Below are 22,768 nucleotides of genomic sequence, written 5' to 3'. Positions count from 1 at the left end.
CCACTTTTTTTTCGCATGGTTTTGAAGCAATGCCATATAAGATCTCCGTTCTTTTAAACACATTTGTTGAAAACAAACCTGTGTCCACTCTGCGCAAAAGCGACTTCCAAAGTGATTACGACAAATTACCAAGGGTTTTTTCAACCTACACGAGTACAAATAGTAATCAAGTCCAATTACACGTAAATTTATGGCGGTGATTTCATGATTAGAGCGAAGTACAAAGCTCACTCCTTTCACTTAAGGTAGAAAAGTTTTGTCTTAGATGTACAGACGCCTGCAAATATCACGATTATGAGTGATACAGATTGCAAGAAACTATGTAGACAATATCTACAGTAAGTTGAAATCCCACATATTGACTACGATTTATAATAAAAATAGTTGTTGATAATAAAGAGTATAGAAAAGGAAATTGAAACTGGTAGGTTTTATCTTGAGTGCAATAAAAATAAGAAGTTAATTTATTTAGCGCGTTTTTTGGCAAACCAATTCAAGCCGAATAGCTGTAATTCAACACAGCTGTAGACAGCCAAACATTTGTACTAATTGCTATTAAACTAGAATCACTCAAATTGCAGATACAAAAAAACCGCAACGAGTGCGGTTTTTTTGTTGGTATGATGGCGGAGAAGGAGGGATTCGAACCCTCGATGGGAGTTAAAGCCCATACTCCCTTAGCAGGGGAGCGCCTTCGGCCACTCGGCCACCTCTCCGTCAATTCATGGTGCGCGTGGGAGGATTCGAACCTCCGACCGCCTGGTTCGTAGCCAGGTACTCTATCCAGCTGAGCTACACGCGCAAAATCGGTACTACTTAACTCGTTGTTTTATATGGTGCGGATGGGAGGATTCGAACCTCCGACCGCCTGGTTCGTAGCCAGGTACTCTATCCAGCTGAGCTACATCCGCTCATATAAAACTTAAAACATTTCCATCATTCTGAGGACAAAAAACCGCAACTTGGGTTGCGGTTTTTCGCAAGAATGATGGCGGAGAAGGAGGGATTCGAACCCTCGATGGGAGTTAAAGCCCATACTCCCTTAGCAGGGGAGCGCCTTCGGCCACTCGGCCACCTCTCCGTCAATTCATGGTGCGCGTGGGAGGATTCGAACCTCCGACCGCCTGGTTCGTAGCCAGGTACTCTATCCAGCTGAGCTACACGCGCAAAATCGGTACTACTTAAATCATTGTTTTATATGGTGCGGATGGGAGGATTCGAACCTCCGACCGCCTGGTTCGTAGCCAGGTACTCTATCCAGCTGAGCTACATCCGCTCATATAAAATCTTAAATTCTTTGCATTCTATGGTGCGGATGGGAGGATTCGAACCTCCGACCGCCTGGTTCGTAGCCAGGTACTCTATCCAGCTGAGCTACATCCGCATATAGAACGTTTACTGCTATAAATGATTTAATGGTGCGGATGGGAGGATTCGAACCTCCGACCGCCTGGTTCGTAGCCAGGTACTCTATCCAGCTGAGCTACATCCGCTCACTAAAACATTTATCACGACAATAGAAATGGTGCGGATGGGAGGATTCGAACCTCCGACCGCCTGGTTCGTAGCCAGGTACTCTATCCAGCTGAGCTACATCCGCATCGTTGTCTATTGTAAGAAATGGCGGAGAAGGAGGGATTCGAACCCTCGATGGGAGTTAAAGCCCATACTCCCTTAGCAGGGGAGCGCCTTCGGCCACTCGGCCACCTCTCCGTTTCTTGGCGCACATATTACTGTCTGCCGAAAATAAGTCAAACCCTTTTTAAGAAACCATTCGCGTTTGAACTGTTTTTAAGCATCTTGTCTGTATAACAGTCTAACTTACCCTTTAAAGTAGGTTTTTTGTCACTTTATTAACGGTATTTTTCGCTGCTAAATGACAAAACCAATCACTACCGAACTTTTAAAACATCAGCTCAATCGTTAATTTTGATCTAAAAATTACCTAAGTCGATATTCAACGCTCATTTTATCTCCACGATGAGACCCGAAATCATAGGCCAGCGCTGTAAAGCCAGTTAAAAAGGAAGTTGAGCCGAAACTTGTCAGCACTTTGCTCAGAACTAATAGCTATTATGCTTTCAAGACTCAAAAATGAAAAAGCCAGCTGTAATAGCTGGCTTCTAGAATTCTTCATTGATCTTTACTAGATCAAAAGTTACCGCCTTCAGATGGCGTACCTGATTTTTCAGATTGAATGCGTTGATAAATCTCTTCACGATGTACAGAGACTTCTTTAGGTGCATTTACACCAATTCTTACTTGGTTACCTTTAACGCCTAATACAGTGACCGTTACTTCGTCACCAATCATCAGTGTTTCACCAACACGACGAGTCAATATCAGCATTACTTTGCTCCTTTAGTTCCTAATTCTGCTTTATACGGCACAATTCCGTTATATTTGTATTATAAGGTCAGCTTAGTACAAATTAACAGTTTTCTATTAGAAAAGCGTCAAATAATTACACCTTTTCGAGTATTAAATCACAGTTTCTGCGCTGAAACCTTTTTAACCAGTTTAAGAAGAACTTTTGCCCGATATCATCATTATCAAGCGTTAACATTAAACTAGCATGAATTAATACTTTCCCCAAACTTAAGCTTACATATTACAAACCTAAAACAAACAACTCGCTATTTAAGCTGATAAAATCACCAATGCATTTGCTGATAAAAATATAGATAAAAGTAATGTTAAGCCCCTATGTAACCTAATTACCTCACTAACGTTATAAACCCTCAATGCTTTGGATAAAACCCGCCAAAATAGCCAATATAAGTAAGTTATATTTATCTTGAAACTAAACCATAAAAAAACGCCCAATTAGGGCGCTTTTATATCTAACTATCTCATTCAACAAGCTTCAAATTAAACTAGCTTAGCTGTGATCCATGGAAGCACTTGCTCTAGTGCTGCATCAAGGTTTTCTGGTTGGCTACCGCCAGCTTGTGCCATATCAGGACGTCCGCCACCTTTACCACCAACTTGTTGTGCAATAGATGCTACAAGCTCACCAGCTTTAACTTTACCGGTAAGATCTTTAGTCACACCTACAATTAGGTTAACTTTCTCTTCGCCAGCAATCGCTAAAACCACAATACCTGATTGTAGCTTTTGCTTTAGCTCATCTTGAAGACCACGTAATGCACCAGCATCAACGCCTTCTAACTTCTTAATAAGCACTTTCGCGCCGTTAACGTCTACCGCTTCACCAGCAAGATCAGCACTTGTAGCCGCTGCTAACTTATTTTTTAACTGAGATAGCTCTTTTTCAAGCTGCTTAGTTTTATCAAGTTGTGCTTTTAGCTTAGCAACAACTGAAGCACTATCGCCCTTCAATAATGCCGCGGCTTCTTCAAGCTCAGCTTGTTGCTTAGCAACATAAGCCATCGCTGCAGCACCAGTCACAGCTTCAATACGACGTACACCAGCAGCAATACCGCCTTCTGAAGTGATCTTGAATAAACCGATATCACCAGTGCGGCCTACGTGAGTACCACCACATAGCTCGATTGAGAAATCGCCCATTGTGACAACACGTACTTCAGCATCGTATTTCTCACCAAACAGTGCCATAGCACCTTTTTCTTTGGCAGTTTCGATATCCATAATTTCTGCAGTTAATTCGTGGTTACGACGAATTTGCGTATTTACTAGCTCTTCAACTTCTTTAAGCTCTGACGTTTTAACGCCTTCAAAGTGTGAGAAGTCAAAACGTAAACGTTCAGGATCAACTAGTGAGCCTTTCTGGCTAACATGAGTACCTAATACTTGACGTAATGCCGCATGTAAAAGATGAGTCACAGAGTGGTTTAGCTCCGTTCTATGACGCAGCTTTTTATCAACATTTGCAGCTACAACTTGGCCTACTTTGATTTCACCTGTTGCTACACGGCCAATATGGCCCGTTGCTTGACCATACTTTTGAGTATCTGTCACAGTGAACTCTACGCCATCAGTTATCAATACGCCTTTATCACCGCACTGACCACCTGACTCGCCATAAAATGGTGTGTTATCTAATACGATAACAACATCATCGCCAGCAACAGTAGATTCAACGGATTCTCCGGCCTTAAAGATTGCTGTTACAGTGGCTTGATTATTTAGCTCAGTGTAACCAGTGAAGCAGCTTTGCTCTTCAATCTTTAAACCTTCGTTGTAATCAGTATCAAACTGACCAGCTGCTTGAGCACGACTGCGCTGCTCAGCCATTGCCGCTTCAAAACCAGCTTCATCAACAGTGATTTCGCGTTCACGACATACGTCAGCAGTTAAATCTACAGGGAAACCATATGTATCATAAAGCTTAAATGCAGTTTCGCCATCTAACACATTCGTTGTTAGCTCGTTAAGGGCTGCATCTAAAATACCTAGACCACGTTCAAGTGTACGAGCAAATTGCTCTTCTTCCGCTTTTAGTGACTTCTCAACAATCGCTTGTGTTTCTTGCAGACCTTTTGCCGCATCAGCGCCCATCACTTCAATTAGTGTTGGTACTAACTTGTAGAAGAAGCTTTCAGTTGCGCCTAACTTGTTACCATGACGCACTGCACGACGGATAATACGACGAAGAACATAACCACGGCCTTCATTTGACGGCATAACGCCATCAGCAATTAAGAATGCACATGAACGAATATGGTCAGCAATAACGCGTAATGATTTGTTCTCAAGATCTGTTACACCAAGAATAGCCGCTGCTTTCTTGATCAATGCTTGGAAAATATCAATTTCATAGTTTGAGTGTACGCCTTGCATAATAGCAGCGATACGCTCAATACCCATACCTGTATCAACTGATGGCTTAGGCAGTGGCTTCATTTCACCGTCAGCTTGACGGTTATACTGCATAAATACGATGTTCCAGATTTCGATGAAACGGTCGCCATCTTCTTCAGGAGTACCTGGACGGCCACCCCAGATATGATCGCCGTGATCATAGAAAATTTCAGAACATGGACCACATGGACCAGTGTCACCCATCTGCCAGAAGTTATCAGATGCGTAAGCGGCGCCTTTGTTGTCGCCAATACGGATAATATTTTCAGCAGCTACGCCGATTTTCTTATTCCAAATTTCAAATGCTTCATCATCAGTTTCATAGATGGTGACACATAGACGCTCGGTTGGAAGCTTTAACTCTTCAGTTAAGAAGGTCCATGCAAATTTAATCGCATCTTCTTTAAAGTAATCACCAAAGCTGAAGTTACCTAACATTTCAAAGAATGTATGGTGACGAGCAGTGTAACCAACGTTATCTAAATCGTTATGTTTACCACCAGCACGTACACAGCGCTGTGAAGAAGTCGCACGTGAGTAGCTACGCTTATCGGCACCCAAAAAAACGTCTTTAAACTGGTTCATACCCGCATTAGTAAATAGTAGGGTTGGATCGTTCGCTGGAACGAGAGAGCTACTATCTACGACCTGGTGACCATTAGTGCGGAAATATTCCAAAAAAGCACTTCGCAGTGCTGCAGTGGTTTGATACATGAAACCGTCCTGAATTAGGTTGTGCAAATAAGCCTAAAGGGCTAACTGTTAAATTTTTATGGATAGCATTATAAGCAGAGTCATGTCTAACAACCAGCCCTGTTGATACAAAACTGTGTGTCTAAAAGGAAATTAAACTATGGCTAAAGCAATATTTGTAGCGATTCGATGCGAGTTAGGTTGATTGAAGATGAATGTAACTTGTATTGAAGCTGAATTGATGGTCTTTCAGTATCAAAGTTGGCAGTAAACCATACAATGTTTAAAGCGGGTATTTTAGGACTCTAACTAATGGTTATAGCTGAAAACAAAAAATCGCGAAGCACCAAGGCGCATCGCGATTTATTTAACTCAAGTCAGTGTTGCTTTGACTTAGCTTCTACTTAGAATACTTCACCAGTTTCTAGGTCAATGTTATCACCAGCTGTATCAGCTGAGTCTGCAGCTACTTTCTCGCCATTACCTAAAAGCATAGCGCGTAAGGTTGTTTCAATTTCATCAGAAATTGCTGGGTTCTCGATTAGGTACTTACCTGCGTTAGCACGGCCTTGACCAATCTTGTCACCTTTGTAGCTGTACCAAGCACCTGACTTTTCAATCAGCTTGTGCAATACACCTAGGTCAACTAATTCACCAGTACTGTTAATCCCTTGACCGTAAAGGATTTGGAATTCAGCTTGTTTAAATGGCGCCGCAATTTTGTTTTTAACGACTTTAACGCGAGTTTCGTTACCAATCACTTCTTCTCTATCTTTAATCGCACCTGTACGGCGGATATCTAGACGAACTGAAGCGTAGAACTTAAGTGCGTTACCACCAGTAGTCGTTTCAGGGTTACCAAACATTACACCAATCTTCATACGGATTTGGTTAATGAAGATAAGCAATGTATTTGATTGCTTAAGGTTACCTGCAAGCTTACGCATTGCTTGGCTCATCATACGAGCGGCTAAGCCCATGTGAGAGTCACCAATTTCGCCTTCGATTTCAGCTTTAGGCGTTAACGCCGCTACTGAGTCGACAATGATTACGTCAACCGCGCCACTGCGAGTTAGTGCATCACAGATCTCAAGCGCTTGCTCACCAGTGTCTGGCTGTGAACAAAGTAGATTGTCGATATCAACGCCTAACTTTTTAGCGTAGATAGGATCAAGTGCGTGCTCAGCGTCAATAAAAGCACAAGTTTTACCTTGCTTTTGCGCTGCAGCAATCACTTCTAATGTTAGTGTCGTTTTACCAGAAGATTCAGGCCCGTAGATCTCAACTATACGACCCATTGGTAAACCACCAGCACCTAAGGCAACATCCAAAGCAAGTGAGCCGGTAGAAATTGTTTCTACGTCCATTGAACGGTCTTCGCCTAACTTCATGATTGAGCCTTTACCAAACTGCTTCTCAATCTGACCTAAAACAGCGTTCAGTGCTTTCTCTTTATTTGGATCTGTCTTCATTCCGGATATCCTCTGGACCGCAGTGCTACGTATGATTGGCACTGAATTATCATTTAGGTGATGACTCAATTAGCCTTGGCTAGAGCCTCAATATGAAACTAGTATACTGTACAATCATACAGTATCAAGTGCTGTGTAAAAATATTTTACAAAACACTTAAAATCAAACACTTAAGCTGACATTATAATTTTAACCAGTAATTTATTCAGTAAACACTGTAAGAATTACGCCTAAAATGGCCAAAATATTGGTAAGATTAGCGCCAATATTGTTTAAGGCGCTACTAGACGCCGCAGTAAATGACAGGCAAAACAAATCGATGACTGCTATTGATCCGCAAGGCTTAGAAAAACACACCCCAATGATGCGTCAGTATCTCACCCTAAAAGCTCAGCATCCTGACATGTTGCTCTTTTATCGTATGGGCGATTTCTATGAACTCTTCTATGAAGATGCTAAACGCGCTTCTGAGCTACTTGGGATCTCATTAACTGCGCGGGGCAAAAGTGGTGGCGACCCAATTCCAATGGCCGGCTTGCCTTACCATGCAGTTGAGGGTTACTTAGCTAAACTAGTGCAATTGCGAGTATCTGTCGCTATCTGTGAACAAGTGGGTGATCCTGCTACATCAAAAGGCCCTGTTGAGCGCAAAGTTGTGCGTATTGTGACTCCGGGAACACTAACCGATGAAGCCCTGTTGCAAGAGCGCCAAGACAATCTACTTGCAGCACTTTATCAAGGCAAAACTGGCTATGGTTACGCCACACTAGATGTTGCATCAGGCCGATTCGTGATCACCGAGCTTGCCAATACAGAAGCATTAGAAGCTGAATTACAGCGCACTAACCCTGCTGAACTGCTTTACAGTGAAGATTTTTCGCAAATGAGCCTGATTGCAGGAATGAACGGTACACGCCGTCGTCCTGAATGGGAATTTGACTACGATACTTGCCATCGCTTACTACTCAATCAATTTGGCACTAAAGACTTAAAGGGCTTTGGTATCGAAGATGCCAGACTGTCACTACAAGCCGCAGGCTGTTTAATGCAGTATGTAAAAGATACTCAACGCACAGCGTTGCCGCATATCAACTCGATTGTGCGCTTTAATCAGTCCGATAGTATCGTGTTAGATGCCGCCACCCGCCGCAATCTTGAACTGACAGTAAACTTGCAAGGTGGCCGCGAAAACACTTTGGCATCTGTGCTTGATAATACAGTGACGCCAATGGGAAGTCGTATGCTACAGCGCTGGTTACATCAGCCGCTGCGCGAACATGACATTATTAGAGCGCGACAAGCATCGATTGCCGAACTGTTAGACTCTGGCGATTTTGAAACATTATCAGACGATCTAAAAGCACTAGGTGATATTGAACGTATTACTGCACGTATCGCACTGCGTAATGCTCGTCCACGCGACTTTGCTCGTTTACGTCAAGCTTTAGCGTTACTTCCTCAATTACAGCAAACACTCAGCCAAGCAAATGCAGAACACCTTAAATATTTATCACAGGTGATTGGTGAGTTTCCTGAAGAGCTTGAACTATTAACGCGTGCAGTTGTTGATAACCCGCCTATGCTTATTCGCGACGGCGGCGTTATTCAAGAAGGATATAATGCAGAGTTAGACGAATGGCGCAGATTAAGTGAAGGCGCTACTGATTACCTACATGAGCTTGAAGCCCGCGAGAAAGATCAAACAGGGATCTCAACCCTTAAAGTTGGCTACAACCGAGTACATGGCTACTATATTGAAGTTAGCCGCCGTGAATCTGATCTCGTGCCCTTAAGCTACCAGCGCAGACAAACACTAAAAAATACTGAACGTTACATCATCCCAGAGCTAAAAGAGCATGAAGAAAAAGTACTTTCTAGCCAAGGTAAAGCCCTCGCTCTTGAAAAACAATTGTGGGAACAGCTATTTGACTTAATCTTACCGAAACTGCATGAACTACAAGATTTCGCTAAAGCAGCTGCAGAACTTGATGTGCTTTGTAACTTTGCTGAGCGCGCTGAAAGCTTAAACTACCACTGCCCAGAATTATCACTAACACCAGGGATCCAGATTGAAGCGGGTCGTCACCCAGTTGTAGAACAAGTTAGCCAAAGCCCGTTTATTGCTAACCCAGTAACCCTCAACAATCAGCGAAAAATGTTAGTGGTGACAGGCCCTAACATGGGGGGTAAATCAACCTACATGCGCCAAGTAGCCCTTATTACATTAATGGCGCATATTGGTTGTTATGTCCCTGCAGAGCACGCTGTGATTGGCCCAGTTGATAGAGTGTTTACCCGTATCGGCGCATCAGATGACTTAGCATCTGGTCGCTCTACCTTCATGGTAGAAATGACTGAAACGGCGAATATCTTACATAACGCAACGCCTAACAGCCTAGTATTGATGGATGAGATTGGCCGCGGCACATCTACTTATGACGGCCTTTCTCTTGCTTGGTCTGCTGCAGAGTATTTAGCCAAACATCTTCAAGCGATGACCCTATTTGCCACGCACTACTTTGAGCTAACTCAACTGCCAGAACTGTTGTCGAATGTAGAAAATGTGCATTTAGACGCAGTCGAACATGGTGACAGCATTGTGTTCATGCATGCAGTACAAGAAGGCGCTGCCAGCAGAAGTTACGGTCTACAGGTTGCTGCACTTGCTGGCGTACCTAACTGTGTAATTAGTGCCGCCAAGCATAAGCTTCAACAGCTAGAAAGTCGCGAGCATAACTCCGAGCAATCAGCTGATAAAGCGCCGCAACAGCAAGCAATGAGTTTTGCAACGCCAGCTCCATCGCCGGCGTTAGAAGCATTAAGTAAGCTCAATCCAGATGAATTAACCCCAAAGCAAGCACTGGATTACTTATATAACCTGAAGAAGTTAGCGCTATAAGCGATTAGCTAATACCAGTAAGTATGCAGCAAACACTAAAAAGCGCAGTTGAAATCAACTGCGCTTTTCTTTTATTCACTCTGTAACTTTTAAGATATCTTTACTAAAAGTTAGGCTTTGAAAATAGCCTCTACTGACAGCCCTTGAGCGCCTAGCAGGTCTTTAAGACGTTTCAATGCCTCAACTTGAATTTGACGAACACGCTCACGTGTTAAACCAATCTCTTTACCGACATTTTCTAGTGTTGACGGCTCATAACCTAGCAAACCAAATCGGCGCGCTAACACTTCACGTTGCTTGGTATTGAGTTCATCGAGCCATTTTACCACTGACTTAGACATATCTTCGTCTTGTACTTTATAGTCAGGACCAACATTGTCATCATCTGCCAGCACATCTAGTAGTGCCTTGTCACTTTCGCCACCAAGCGGAGTATCAACAGAGGTAATTCTTTCATTAAGTTTAAGCATACGGCTAACATCAGCGCTTGGTAAATCTAATTGATCTGCAATTTCTTCCGCTGTTGGCTCATGATCTAACTTATGTGCCAACTCTCTTGCGGTGCGCAAATAGACGTTAAGCTCTTTAACCACATGGATAGGTAAACGAATAGTACGTGTTTGATTCATGATTGCGCGTTCGATTGTCTGTCTAATCCACCAAGTAGCGTAGGTAGAAAATCGAAAGCCTCTTTCAGGATCAAACTTTTCAACAGCTCGGATTAGGCCTAAATTACCTTCCTCGATAAGATCAAGTAGCGCTAAGCCACGATTATTATATCGACGTGCAATTTTGACAACGAGTCTTAGATTGCTTTCAATCATGCGGTTACGTGACTTTTCACAGCCCTTTAGGGATTTACGTGAAAAATACACTTCTTCCTCAGCACTGAGGAGTGGGGAAAAGCCAATTTCACCAAGATATAGCTGAGTGGCATCGAGGTTCTTCTGCAAGTCATCTTGGACTTGTTGCTCTAATTCAGCTTCTTTAACGTTTTGGTTATTAGTCGGCTCGTTAAACGAGTTATTTTTTGCTTGCTCTGCTACAGCAGCATTTGTAGGTCTGCCCATAATATCTCTCCCGAATTTTCATTTAATTACTGCACTTCACTATCCTCCGATTTGCCAAATTTGGCGGCCTAAAAACTATTTTTTAGGCAAAAATTTAAGTGGGTTTACTGACTTACCGTGATACCTAATTTCAAAATGCAGCATCACCTTGTTAGTTCCTGTACTACCCATTTTCGCAACTGTTTGACCAACATTAACAACTTGCTTTTCTTTCACTAAGATCTTATCGGCATGTGCATAAGCACTTAAATAATCATCACTGTGTTTAATGATAACTAAGTTACCATAGCCTCTAAGTGCACTACCTGCGTAAACAACTCTACCACTCGCTGCAGCCCTGATAGCATCACCTCGATTGCCGGCGATCTTTATGCCTTTATTTCCCTGCTCTTTGGCTGAGAATGTACCAATCACTTTTCCGTTTACAGGCCATAACCATTTACTTACTTTCACAGGAAGCTCGGCTGGCTTGTGGATAACACGGTTAGTATCTTGTTGACCGGTTGTTACAGAATACGCAGGCTTTTGACTAGGATCAAGTTGTTTTTTTGACCAATCTTTTTTGCTACTTTCGACTGATGCAGTTGAGTTAACCTGCTGTTTCGTAGTGCTTTTACTTGAATTAGAGCTTGGTTTCGACGCTACTGTAGCCACTTTTTTAACAGGTTTGCTATTTGTAACAGTTTTTTTAGAGTTAAGACTCAATACCTGTCCAGGGTAGATGGTATAAGGGGTTGGTAGGCTATTACTCTTAGCTAGGTCGGCAAAATCTTTATTTGCTCCCCAAGCAATCGAATACAAGGTGTCACCTTTTCGAACTACATATTTAGTGCCAGTAATCGAACCTTTGCTAATTGAAGGTGTTGATGGTCCATTTAATGACTCTACAGGTGCAGGACGCTCGGCTTGAAAGCTACATCCTGATAGCAGCATTAACATTATAGAAAATCTAACTAACCTCATTATTAGCCCTGAGCTCCAATTGGCAAAATCGATGATTGTTCAGTAATGGTGACAAACATTAAGCAAGCTCACCATTTACGAGTGGTACAAAACGCACCATTTCTATTGCTTGCGAGGTAAATTGCTCACCTACACGTGTGACTTTCATTAATTGCTGGTTTGCCTCACCAACTGGAATAAGTAATACCCCGCCATCTGCTAATTGAGCAAGCAGCGCTTCAGGAATAGAAGCGGCAGCAGCAGTCACCATAATCGCATCATAAAGGCCTTTACTCGGCCACCCTTGCCAACCATCGCCATATTTAAACGCTATATTATGCAGATCGAGTCGCTTTAATCGCTGTCTTGCTTGAATTTGTAAACTTTTAATCCGCTCAACGGTGCATAACTGTGGCACTAGTTGCGCTAAAATTGCCGCTTGATAACCAGAACCCGTTCCTATTTCTAATACTTTATTAGGGTTAGTTTGCAACAAGATTTCAGTCATACGTGCAACAATGTAAGGTTGTGAAATTGTTTGCCCTTGGCCTATTGGTAATGCGGTATTTTCATATGCTTTATGGCCAAGTGCTGGATCTAAAAACTGCTCTCTTGGCGTATTTGCCACAGCTTTTAATACAGACTCATTACGGATCCCTGCCTCATACAGTCTTTTTGCGAGGTTCAATGCAGAAGTTGAGGCAACGAAGGTCATAAATCATTTCCATATTTCAAAAATAAACAAATTAAAACGTAAACAAACACAATAAAAGGGCTGCATCAAATAGCAGCCTTTATAAAGCTAACCGTGCCTCAATTTAATCAATATCAGCCAACCAATCTTCTAAGTCGTTGAGTTTTTCAAAGGCTGTTAGATCAACCGTTAGCGGCGTAATAGATACATAGCCATTTGCCACAGCAAAAAAATCTGTGCCTTCGCTAGCATCTTGCTCATCACCCGGTGGGCCTAACCAAAATATTTCTCTACCTGCAGGATCTTGGGTACGTACCATTCCCTCTGCGCGATGACGAGCACCTAAGCGAGTAATTTTAATCCCTTTGATTTCAGCTAAAGGTAAATCAGGCACATTAATATTTAAAATCTTATCTTGAGCAATTGGCTTTTGTTGTAATGCTTTAACGATTTTTAACGCATAATGTGCTGCCGTATCGTAATGCTTTAACTCATGACCGACTAACGAAATCGCAATTGCTGGAAACCCTAAAAACCGTCCTTCCATGGCAGCAGCAACGGTGCCGGAGTACAAGGTATCATCGCCCATATTCGCACCAGCATTAATACCTGACACCACCATATCTGGCTCGTCTTGATAAAGCTCACGAATAGCTAGATGCACGCAGTCTGTTGGTGTTCCACTCACTGAAATAAAGCCATTGTCTAACCTATTCAGTCGCAACGGATTGGTCAAGGTTAATGAGTTACTCGCTCCAGAGCAGTTTCTGTCAGGCCCAACGGTTAGCGTTTCAGCAATACTGCTTAATGAACGCGTAAGTGCAACTATGCCCTCAGCGTTTACGCCATCGTCATTACTAATTAAAATCTTCATTACTGAGCCTCATTACTTTTTTGCTCAGCAAGCATCTGCTTACGGGCTAACTCTTTTACATCTTGGTACAAGAATAATTCGCGCAGTAATGAAGTCGCATAAGAGCCAGATGGTAATGCAAACTTTAAGGTAATGGTATCTTCATCTACTTGATATTGCAGATGTTGTGGCTCAAGTAACAAAGCACGACGCTCTTGATTGAGCCCAGCTTGTTCTAGCCCTTCCCTGTCGACAATTAACTCAGCTAATGCATCAGCTTCACACGTTGCAGCCTCAGCTTGTGCCAGTGGCAAACCACGTCCCCATAAAGGTGCTGAAAGCTGTATATCTTTTTTTGCAAGACGCTCAGTTAAAGTGTCATCCCATTGCTCTGCAACAAAGTAACTCTTGCTACCAGCAAGAAGCACACAGTCACCGGCTAACACTGAGGTTCCATGAGCTGCTAAACGTTCAGAAGTAGCAACGTTAAATAGGTTAGAGCGCACTGCAGACAGATACATACTGCGCTTATTTCTGTCTTTAACTTTACGTCCAGTGAACATTTGGCGGCCAAAGACTAAATTCTTACCATCGTTACCAAAGCGTTGCTCACCAAAGTAATTCGGTACGCCTTGCTTTTTCACTTTCTCAATACGAGAAACAACATCAGCAATATCACTGACGTTGCGTAGCGTTAACGTAAAACGATTACCCGCCAATGCACCTATCCGTAACTTCTTAGTGTGTCTTGAAGCGCTCAAAATAGTGATCTGCTCACTGTTTAATTGCTGCCAATCAGGTGTTTCTTTACCAGGAATACGTACACCGAACCATTGCTCAGTTACCGCATGCTTATCCTTTTGCCCCGCATAGGTGACTTCTTTAGGGTGCACATGGGCGAAACTTGAGAGCATTTTAGCGACTTCTACCGTATTTAATCCCTCTTTACGAATGTGCAGCAAGTGATGCTCTCCCTCACCCGTTGGCGCAAAAGGCAAGATCTCTTGAACTTGAAAATCGCTATTATGGGTACGCAAGTCTGCAGTCGCTAACGGCTTGCCGTATAAATAATGTAATTCGCTCATATCGCTAATTGTTCTCAAAAATATATAACTAAAGGCTTATTAAAATGGCCGATGTAACAGACAACTATAAAAGTGTGGCTTGTGACTAAGCTGTCTGATTCATCAATACTACAGCTTCAACCGCAATACCTTCTTTACGCCCTGTAAAGCCAAGCTTTTCAGTTGTTGTTGCTTTGACGTTGATATCAGCAATGTCTGTAGCCAGATCAGCTGCCAGTACTGCGCGTATAGACTCAATATGCGGCGCCACTTTTGGTGCTTGCGCGATAATAGTGACATCTAGATTAGATAATTGATAACCCATTTCAGTCGCGAGCTTATAGCAATGCCTTAATAACACTCGGCTATCGGCACCTTTAAATTCAGCATCGGTATCAGGAAAGTGTTTACCAATATCACCTAGTGCCATTGCACCTAAAATAGCATCTGAAATGGCGTGCAAAACAACATCACCATCTGAATGGGCAATGAGGCCCACTTCATAAGGCACATCGACGCCACCTAGAATAAGCGGTGGCTCACCGCCAAATTTATGCACATCAAAGCCGTGACCAATTCTAATTTTCATTTCGATACCTGTCTGTTTTGCCAATTAAGGCTCAACACCTTAAATTGAATTCTTGAGAAAAAGTGATGCTAACTGTAAATCATCCGGGTGAGTCACTTTTATGTTATCAGCGCGGCCAGTAACCACAGCAGGCATAATTCCGGCCCACTCCATGGCAGAGGCTTCGTCAGTAATAAGCGCCCCAGCAGCAAGTGCCGCGGTTAAATGATGCGTAAGCGCTTTTACAGGGAAAAACTGCGGCGTTAATGCATGCCAAAGCTGATCTCGACACACTGTCGTGGTTATAACACCTTCTGCATTAGTGCGCTTCATGGTATCACGTACTGGCGCGGCTAAAATGGCACCTTGAGGGTGCACTGTCGCAGAGGCTATTAATTTATCGATATCTTGATGGGTTAAACAGGGACGTGCTGCATCGTGAACCAGTGCCCAAGCGCCTTCATCGGCAAGGTTAAGTCCTGCTAGCACCGAATCTGCTCGCTCTTTTCCGCCGCTGACACATTGTAATTTAGGGTGTGAAGCTTGTGGCAGGTCAGCAAAGTAGTCATCGCTTGGATTAATAGCCACAATCACTTTATCAATCTTAGGATGCGACAATAAGCAATCTAGTGTGTGGCCTAAAATAGTCTGCTCATTTAACATTAAATACTGTTTGGGGATCTCGGCGCCCATTCGGCTACCAATTCCAGCTGCAGGTACTATGGCAATAATTTGTTTAGGAGTTTGGCTCATTAATGAGTTCCATATAATGCAGGTGTTTTACGGTCGATTAAAAAGTGCCTAGAGCAATGTGATATCTCTATTCTCAATGACTTAATGCTTATTTACTTAGGCAAGTTTACTACGGTTAGTTTGAGTCACTTGGGCGCTCGCCCCCCACAACTCGAAAGAAAGTCTCTCCATCTTTAACCATGCCAAGCTCATTTCGGGCGCGCTCTTCTAGTGCTTCTGTGCCACTGCGCAAATCGCTTATTTCTTCTCTTAATACTTGGTTTCTTGCCACTAACTGCGCATTACTTTGCTGCTGCAACCTAATTTGCTCTTGCAGGTGAAAAGATTCAGCTAGGCTCTTTTCTCCTAACCAAAGGCGATACTGAAGCATGGCAAGTAAAGCAATTAATACAAAAAGAAGGCGTTTCATGAGTCTAAATAGCAAGAATTTGAGAATATTAAACAGATAGTACAACAAAAAAGGCCACCGAGTGGTGGCCTTTTTAAAGTTTATCGCGTTTTACGCTTGACCTTTAATCTCTTTAAGGCCGTTGTAAGGTGCTTTTTCACCTAACTGCTCTTCGATACGAAGCAATTGGTTGTACTTAGCTACACGGTCACTACGACATAGTGAACCAGTCTTGATTTGACCTGCTGAAGTAGCAACAGCTAGATCAGCAATGGTTGCATCTTCAGTTTCACCACTACGGTGTGAAATCACAACTGTGTAGCCAGCTTCTTTCGCCATGCGAATTGCAGCTAGCGTCTCAGTTAGTGAGCCGATTTGGTTAAACTTAATCAAGATAGAGTTAGCAATACCATTGTCGATACCGCGCTTTAAAATCTTGGTATTAGTTACGAACAGATCGTCACCAACAAGTTGGATCTTATCGCCCATAATTTGAGTTTGGTAAGCCCAACCGTCCCAATCTGACTCATCTAAGCCATCTTCGATAGAAACAATTGGGTACTGCTCAGTTAGCGACTTAAGGAAGTCAGAGAAACCATTTGCAGAGAATACTTTACCTTCGCCAGAAAGGTCATATTGACCATCTTTGTAAAACTCAGATGCAGCACAATCTAGTGCTAGAGTAACGTCAGTACCTAGTTGGTAACCCGCTTGCTCAACAGCTACTTTAATTACAGCCAATGCATCAGCGTTTGACGCTAAGTTTGGTGCGAAACCACCTTCGTCACCTACAGCAGTGTTTAGGCCTTGTGCCTTAAGTACGCTCTTTAGGTTATGGAAGATTTCAGCGCCCATACGTAGTGCTTCACGGAAGTTCTTAGCGCCAACAGGCTGAACCATGAACTCTTGAATATCTACGTTGTTATCTGCGTGCTCACCACCGTTTAGGATGTTCATCATAGGAACAGGCATTGAGTACTGACCAGGAGTGCCGTTTAGATCAGCAATGTGCGCGTATAAAGGAATACCTTTAAATGCTGCAGCCGCTTTAGCAGCAGCCAAAGATACTGCTAGAATCGCGTTAGCACCTAGCTTATCTTTGTTTTCAGTACCGTCAACGTCGATCATGATTTGATCTAGTTCAGCTTGTGCAGTTGCATCTTTACCCATTAACGCATCACGGATGAGTCCGTTGATGTTTTCAACAGCTTTTAATACACCTTTACCCATGTAACGTGCTTTGTCGCCGTCACGTAGTTCAAGTGCTTCACGGCTACCTGTAGATGCACCAGATGGTGCCGCAGCCATGCCCATGAATCCGCCTTCTAAATGAACTTCAGCTTCAACAGTTGGGTTACCGCGAGAATCCATGATTTCGCGACCGATAATGTTAATAATCTTAGCCATAATGCCCTCGATTTAAGTTTTAAAGATAAATTTAAAGATAAAAGTAAAACGAAATTCTGTTCATCTAAACTTACGCCAAAAGGTAATAAAGTTAGAGTCGACTCAGAGTAAAGCTGCGCTTTGAAAAGGTGAATGAGCTTGAATGGTAATCCCTTTAAAGCTCATTAAACGCTGAACTCTTGCTAAGTGACAAATCCTTTATGCCAATCGGTATTACAACACCACAAACAAAAAAACCGCCCCCATAGCATGGAAGCGGTCTTGTTGGTATTTAGTCTTCTAAATCACGTTTTTGATAAGCTGCAGCGGCTGCTACAAAGCCCTCAAATAACGGCTGACCGTCACGTGGAGTTGAGGTAAATTCTGGGTGGAATTGACCTGCTACAAACCATGGGTGATTTGGTAGCTCAATCATTTCAACTAGCGAGCGGTCTGAAGATAGACCACTAAAGATAAGACCTGCTTTCTCTAGACGCTCTTTGTAGTTGTTGTTCACTTCGTAACGGTGACGATGACGTTCAACACAAGTGTTACCTTTGTAAGCTGCAGCCGCTTTAGTGCCTTCTTCTAAGTGGCATAACTGCGCACCTAAGCGCATAGTACCACCAAGATCAGACTCTTCATGACGCTCTTCAACTTTACCGTCTTCGTTGATCCATTCAGTGATCAAACCAACAACTGGATGTGGTGTTTCTGGCATAAACTCAGTTGAATGCGCGCCTTCAAGACCTGCAACGTGACGAGCGAACTCGATCAGTGCAACCTGCATACCTAAACAGATACCAAAGTATGGAAGGTTGTTTTCACGAGCGTACTTAGCCGCCATGATCTTACCTTCAACACCGCGCTCACCGAAACCACCAGGTACCAAGATACCATCTAGGCCTTGAAGTACTTCATCGCCCTTAGCTTCAACATTCTGTGAGTCAATGTACTTAATGTTAACTGACACGCGGTTAAATAGACCGGCATGCTTTAATGCTTCGTTAACTGACTTGTAAGCATCTGGTAGTTCAATGTACTTACCAACCATACCAATAGTGATTTCACCTGTTGGGTTAGCTTCTTGGTAAATTACTTTTTCCCACTCAGCCAAATCAGCTTCTTTACAGTCAATACCGAAACGCTTAGTGACAAGTTGATCTAGACCTTGTGCTTTTAACAGCGCAGGGATCTTATAGATACTGTCTACGTCTTTTAGCGAAATAACTGCACGTTCTTCAACGTTACAGAATAGAGAAATCTTTGCTTTCTCGTTGGCAGGAATAGCGCGATCGCCACGACATACCAATACATCAGGAGCGATACCGATTGAACGTAGTTCTTTAACTGAGTGCTGAGTAGGCTTAGTTTTCACTTCACCCGCAGCGCCTAAGAAAGGTACCAAGGTCAAATGCATAAATAGAGTTCTATCACGACCAAGTTCAACACCTAGCTGACGGATAGACTCTAAGAATGGTAGTGATTCGATATCACCAACAGTGCCACCAATCTCAACGATTGCCACATCATGACCTTCGCCACCAGCAAGTACTTTTTCTTTGATAGCGTTAGTGATGTGCGGAATAACCTGAATGGTTGCACCTAAATAGTCACCACGACGTTCTTTACGAAGTACTTCTTCATAAATACGACCCGTAGTAAAGTTATTACGACGGTTCATCTTAGTACGGATGAAACGCTCATAGTGACCTAAGTCTAGATCTGTTTCAGCGCCGTCTTCTGTCACAAACACTTCACCGTGCTGTGTTGGACTCATGGTACCTGGATCGACGTTAATGTATGGATCCAGCTTCATAATGGTTACGTTAAGGCCGCGAGCCTCTAATATTGCAGCCAAAGATGCTGCTGCAATGCCTTTACCTAGTGATGAAACCACGCCACCAGTAACGAAGATATACCTTGTAGTCATGCTGAACCTGAGAAAATGAGTTTGAGATATGTGCTTGTAAGAAAGCACTAGGACGGGGCAATATTATACCAAAGCAACATTGATTCGACAAACTACAATTAACCTAAAAACTAAGTTATTTGTTTGCTTCATCGTGTTTGACCTTATCCCAGTAGCTATCTAGCTCTGCTAACGAATGCTCTGTCATCGCGCGGCCATCAGCTTGAGCGTAAGCTTCAACGCCACGGAAACGTCTCTCAAACTTCTGATTTGCTTGCCTTAATGCCTTTTCAGGTTCGACACCCAAGTGGCGAGCAAGATTGACGACAGCAAACAATAAGTCGCCCATTTCATCTTGCACTTTTTTAGGATCGACATGCTCTTGTTTAACTTCAAACAACACTTCATCTATCTCTTCGTGGATTTTAGCCACCACAGGTGGCAGTTCAGCCCAGTCAAAGCCCACTCTCGCAACACGTTTTTGAATTTTTATTGAGCGAGACAGCGCAGGTAAACTCAGCGGGATATCATCAAGTGCCGAGTTAAGCTCTCTTTTACTACGCTCATTAGCTTTTAACTGCTCCCAGTTTTGCTTGATCTCGCTCGTCGTCGTGGCAGCGAGTCCTTCAAATACATGGGGGTGACGACGAGTTAATTTGTCGCAAATACGCTGGACGACTGTCCCAAAGTCAAATAAGCCCTGCTCTTTACCAAGCTGACAATAAAACACCACCTGAAATAACAAATCACCAAGCTCATCAGGTAGTTCATCTAACGCCATACGTTCAATGGTATCAGCAACTTCATAGGCTTCTTCAATTGTAAAAGGCACTATGCTTTGAAAGTCTTGTGCTTTATCCCACGGGCAACCGCTTTGCGGATCCCGCAGCTTTTGCATAATCGCCAGTAAAGGCGCTGCATCACCAATCTGCTTTGTCATTTCATGATCCTTAATATGAGTGCCAATAATACCCCATAAAAAACGGCAACCTGAAGTTGCCGTTGTATTTAGCTAAAACTTGTAAGCGCTCACTTCTTATACCTTGGAAAGCTCACCAAGCACGTCGGCTTATAATCTGCGTGCCTGCATCACACCATCGACTTGGTTTAATTTCGACAGTACCTTAGATAAACCTTCAAGGTTATACAGTTCAAGCTCTAACTCGATAGTCGCGGTTTGAGTTTTCACATCTGAGGTTGAGCTCATAGCCATTACATGTGTTTTTTCAGCCGCCAGCACTGATGTTAAATCTCTCAGCAAACCTGAACGATCATTGGCCAAAATGCTCAAGCGAATTTTATAACCACCTGAGTAGTTCTCACCCCAAACAACTTCAACAGAACGCTCAGGCGATGCTCTAACTAACTCTTTAACTTGATCGCAATCAGCTCTGTGGACCGAGATCCCACGTCCTTTAGTAATAAAGCCAAAGATCTCATCACCAGGCACCGGTTGACAACACTTAGCGATGTGGCTCATCAAATTACCAACACCACTGACCTCAACCTGACCTTTGCCACGCTTAGTCGATTTGCTTTGGCTTTTCTTAACTAAGTCTTCAACCGCCGCCTCATCGCTGAGCTCTTTAGTACGCAAGCGGCTCTGAACATGATTCACCACTTGATTAAGGCGCACATCACCACCACCAATACCGGCGAGCAGATCGTCCATACTAACAAGGTTAAACCGCTCAACAGCAGATTGTGCATCTTTTAACTGCAGGTTACTTCTTGCAAGTTCAGCTTCAAGCATCTCTTTACCTGAAACGATATTCTTATCTCTATCTTGCTGCTTAAACCAATGCAAGATTTTAGAGCGCGCACGTGAGGTACGGATGTAACCTAAATTTGGGTTTAACCAATCTCGTTTTGGATTCGGGTGCTTAGAGGTAATAATCTCAATACGCTGACCCGTTTCAACCTGATAGGTAAATTGTACTATGCGGCCATCAACTTTGGCGCCAATACATTTATGGCCAACGTGAGAGTGAATGTAGTAAGCAAAATCAAGTACTGTTGAACCTAGTGGCAAGTCAACTACTTCACCACTTGGAGTAAATACATAAACACGGTCTTCAAATACTTGACTGCGTACTTCATCAACTAAATTGCCACTTTCAGCCACATCTTCTTGCCACTGCAAGATTTTACGTAGCCAATTAATTTTTTCTTCATATCCGCTTTGTTTGCCGCTTGCACTACCTTCTTTGTACTTCCAGTGCGCAGCTACACCAAGCTCAGCATCTTCATGCATCTGCTCAGTACGGATTTGTATTTCTACCGTTTTGTCTTCAGGCCCAACAACCACGGTATGAATAGACTGATATCCATTGGGTTTTGGATTAGCAACGTAATCATCAAACTCACGTGGAATATGGTGCCAAAGGGTGTGTACAACACCTAATGCGCCGTAACAATCTTGTAAGCGGTCAGTGACTATTCGCACCGCTCGCACATCAAACAGCTCATCAAATTTGAGCTGCTTGCCTTTCATCTTCTTCCAGATGCTATAGATATGCTTAGGTCGGCCGTAAACTTTGGCACGAATTTGGTCTTTATCTAAACGTGATTGTAACTGGCTCACAAAGTCGTCGATAAAGGTTTCTCTATCAAGGCGTTTACCATCAAGCTGTTTGGCGATATCTTTATAAGTTTGTGGGTGCAGGTAGCGAAACGAAATATCTTCAAGCTCCCACTTTAATTGGCCAATACCTAAACGGTTCGCCAAAGGCGCGTAAATATCAGCAATCTCACGGGCAATAAGAACTTTAACTTCTTCGTCGGCATTTTTGATTTCGCGCAGTAGGCAGATCCGCTCAGCAAGCTTAATCACTACCGCGCGCACATCTTCAACCATCGCCAATAGCATCTTACGGATATTGTCGATTTGTGGTTCGCCATTGCGGGTTTGATTATCTATTTTTAGCGCGCCAATAGCGTTCATGGTTTCAACGCTAGACACTAGTACCGACAATTTAGCGCCAAAGCCCTCTTCGATATCTTCTTTACTGATCAACTCAGCATCAAATACCACAAACAATATAGCCGCTTGTAAGGTTTCAATATCCATATTTAGTGGCGCAAGAATTTCAATCATCTCACGCGCACGTTTTAATACGGTAACGCTCGCCTCTTTCTTTTGCCCCACGAGCAGCTCGACCTGTTCAATTAAGGTCAAAAGAATTTGAGCTTCCGAAGCATCACTTATATAACGTTGCACCCATTCTTCGAGTTGAAAATCAGGATCGCTAAAATGTGCTTCACGAACAGATACCATCGATTTGACTT

At 43.1% G+C, this 22,768-nt stretch carries 16 protein-coding genes and 10 tRNA genes; 1 reads left to right on the top strand and 25 read right to left on the bottom strand.

What is annotated here, in order from left to right:
- Positions 1-624: 624 nt before the first annotated feature.
- From L2740_RS16720 to recA, 13 genes are all read right to left on the bottom strand, one after another.
- Positions 625-716, bottom strand: a tRNA-Ser gene (locus L2740_RS16720).
- A 9-nt stretch (positions 717-725) separates the two neighbouring features.
- Positions 726-802: transfer RNA gene (locus L2740_RS16715), tRNA-Arg, on the bottom strand.
- A gap of 32 nt (positions 803-834) precedes the next feature.
- A tRNA-Arg gene (locus L2740_RS16710) sits at positions 835-911 on the bottom strand.
- Positions 912-989: 78 nt separating this feature from the next.
- Positions 990-1,081, bottom strand: a tRNA-Ser gene (locus L2740_RS16705).
- Between the two features lie 9 nt (positions 1,082-1,090).
- A tRNA-Arg gene (locus L2740_RS16700) sits at positions 1,091-1,167 on the bottom strand.
- Positions 1,168-1,199: 32 nt separating this feature from the next.
- Positions 1,200-1,276, bottom strand: a tRNA-Arg gene (locus tag L2740_RS16695).
- Between the two features lie 31 nt (positions 1,277-1,307).
- Positions 1,308-1,384, bottom strand: a tRNA-Arg gene (locus tag L2740_RS16690).
- A 32-nt stretch (positions 1,385-1,416) separates the two neighbouring features.
- Positions 1,417-1,493, bottom strand: a tRNA-Arg gene (locus L2740_RS16685).
- Positions 1,494-1,523: 30 nt separating this feature from the next.
- Positions 1,524-1,600, bottom strand: a tRNA-Arg gene (locus L2740_RS16680).
- A gap of 21 nt (positions 1,601-1,621) precedes the next feature.
- Positions 1,622-1,713 (bottom strand) — tRNA-Ser (locus L2740_RS16675).
- A gap of 438 nt (positions 1,714-2,151) precedes the next feature.
- The gene (gene csrA, locus L2740_RS16670; protein ID WP_006082602.1) at positions 2,152-2,349 is read right to left on the bottom strand and encodes a carbon storage regulator CsrA; all 198 of its coding nucleotides are present in this window, start codon (positions 2,347-2,349) and stop codon (positions 2,152-2,154) included.
- Between the two features lie 522 nt (positions 2,350-2,871).
- A complete protein-coding gene (alaS, locus tag L2740_RS16665) occupies positions 2,872-5,499 on the bottom strand; it encodes an alanine--tRNA ligase (protein ID WP_248951227.1) in 2,628 nt (875 codons plus the stop codon).
- A gap of 383 nt (positions 5,500-5,882) precedes the next feature.
- The gene (gene recA, locus L2740_RS16660; protein WP_248468760.1) at positions 5,883-6,950 is read right to left on the bottom strand and encodes a recombinase RecA; all 1,068 of its coding nucleotides are present in this window, start codon (positions 6,948-6,950) and stop codon (positions 5,883-5,885) included.
- Between the two features lie 320 nt (positions 6,951-7,270).
- Here recA and mutS point away from each other — a divergent pair, with 320 nt between their 5' ends.
- A complete protein-coding gene (gene mutS, locus L2740_RS16655; protein ID WP_248951265.1) occupies positions 7,271-9,850 on the top strand; it encodes a DNA mismatch repair protein MutS in 2,580 nt (859 codons plus the stop codon).
- 110 nt (positions 9,851-9,960) lie between these two features.
- On the opposite strand, the gene rpoS is transcribed toward mutS, so the two are convergent.
- The 12 genes from rpoS to relA form a co-directional block, all read right to left on the bottom strand.
- Positions 9,961-10,920 carry an RNA polymerase sigma factor RpoS gene (gene rpoS, locus L2740_RS16650; RefSeq protein WP_248951226.1) on the bottom strand — a complete coding sequence of 320 codons (960 nt, stop codon included), beginning with the start codon at positions 10,918-10,920 and terminating at the stop codon, positions 9,961-9,963.
- Between the two features lie 75 nt (positions 10,921-10,995).
- The gene (locus tag L2740_RS16645; protein WP_420833540.1) at positions 10,996-11,859 is read right to left on the bottom strand and encodes a peptidoglycan DD-metalloendopeptidase family protein; all 864 of its coding nucleotides are present in this window, start codon (positions 11,857-11,859) and stop codon (positions 10,996-10,998) included.
- Between the two features lie 82 nt (positions 11,860-11,941).
- Entirely contained in the window at positions 11,942-12,577 is a 636-nt protein-coding gene (locus L2740_RS16640) for a protein-L-isoaspartate(D-aspartate) O-methyltransferase (RefSeq protein WP_248951224.1), read from the bottom strand.
- Between the two features lie 103 nt (positions 12,578-12,680).
- Positions 12,681-13,430: a 5'/3'-nucleotidase SurE gene (surE, locus tag L2740_RS16635; protein ID WP_248951223.1), complete on the bottom strand. Its 750-nt coding sequence runs from the start codon at positions 13,428-13,430 to the stop codon at positions 12,681-12,683.
- Positions 13,430-14,494, bottom strand: coding sequence for a tRNA pseudouridine(13) synthase TruD (truD, locus tag L2740_RS16630; protein WP_248951222.1), 1,065 nt, complete (start codon positions 14,492-14,494; stop codon positions 13,430-13,432). Before truD ends, surE begins: the two co-directional genes overlap by 1 nt.
- Before the next feature lie 85 nt (positions 14,495-14,579).
- Positions 14,580-15,062, bottom strand: a complete 483-nt coding sequence (gene ispF, locus L2740_RS16625) for a 2-C-methyl-D-erythritol 2,4-cyclodiphosphate synthase (RefSeq protein WP_248951221.1) — start codon at positions 15,060-15,062, stop codon at positions 14,580-14,582.
- Between the two features lie 39 nt (positions 15,063-15,101).
- Positions 15,102-15,794: a 2-C-methyl-D-erythritol 4-phosphate cytidylyltransferase gene (gene ispD / locus L2740_RS16620; RefSeq protein WP_248951220.1), complete on the bottom strand. Its 693-nt coding sequence runs from the start codon at positions 15,792-15,794 to the stop codon at positions 15,102-15,104.
- A gap of 115 nt (positions 15,795-15,909) precedes the next feature.
- Positions 15,910-16,203 carry a cell division protein FtsB gene (gene ftsB / locus L2740_RS16615; RefSeq protein WP_248468767.1) on the bottom strand — a complete coding sequence of 98 codons (294 nt, stop codon included), beginning with the start codon at positions 16,201-16,203 and terminating at the stop codon, positions 15,910-15,912.
- A gap of 90 nt (positions 16,204-16,293) precedes the next feature.
- Positions 16,294-17,589 (bottom strand): phosphopyruvate hydratase, encoded by a 1,296-nt coding sequence (gene eno / locus L2740_RS16610; protein ID WP_248951219.1) that lies wholly within the window; start codon positions 17,587-17,589, stop codon positions 16,294-16,296.
- Between the two features lie 271 nt (positions 17,590-17,860).
- The gene (locus tag L2740_RS16605) at positions 17,861-19,501 is read right to left on the bottom strand and encodes a CTP synthase (protein WP_248468769.1); all 1,641 of its coding nucleotides are present in this window, start codon (positions 19,499-19,501) and stop codon (positions 17,861-17,863) included.
- Positions 19,502-19,616: 115 nt separating this feature from the next.
- Positions 19,617-20,420: a nucleoside triphosphate pyrophosphohydrolase gene (mazG, locus tag L2740_RS16600; RefSeq protein ID WP_248951218.1), complete on the bottom strand. Its 804-nt coding sequence runs from the start codon at positions 20,418-20,420 to the stop codon at positions 19,617-19,619.
- A 129-nt stretch (positions 20,421-20,549) separates the two neighbouring features.
- A complete protein-coding gene (gene relA / locus L2740_RS16595; protein ID WP_248951217.1) occupies positions 20,550-22,757 on the bottom strand; it encodes a GTP diphosphokinase in 2,208 nt (735 codons plus the stop codon).
- Positions 22,758-22,768 lie beyond the last annotated feature (11 nt).

The sequence above is a fragment of the Shewanella pneumatophori genome, from assembly GCF_023283895.1.
GTDB lineage: Bacteria > Pseudomonadota > Gammaproteobacteria > Enterobacterales > Shewanellaceae > Shewanella > Shewanella pneumatophori.
This window is presented reverse-complemented; position numbering and strand designations above follow the sequence as displayed.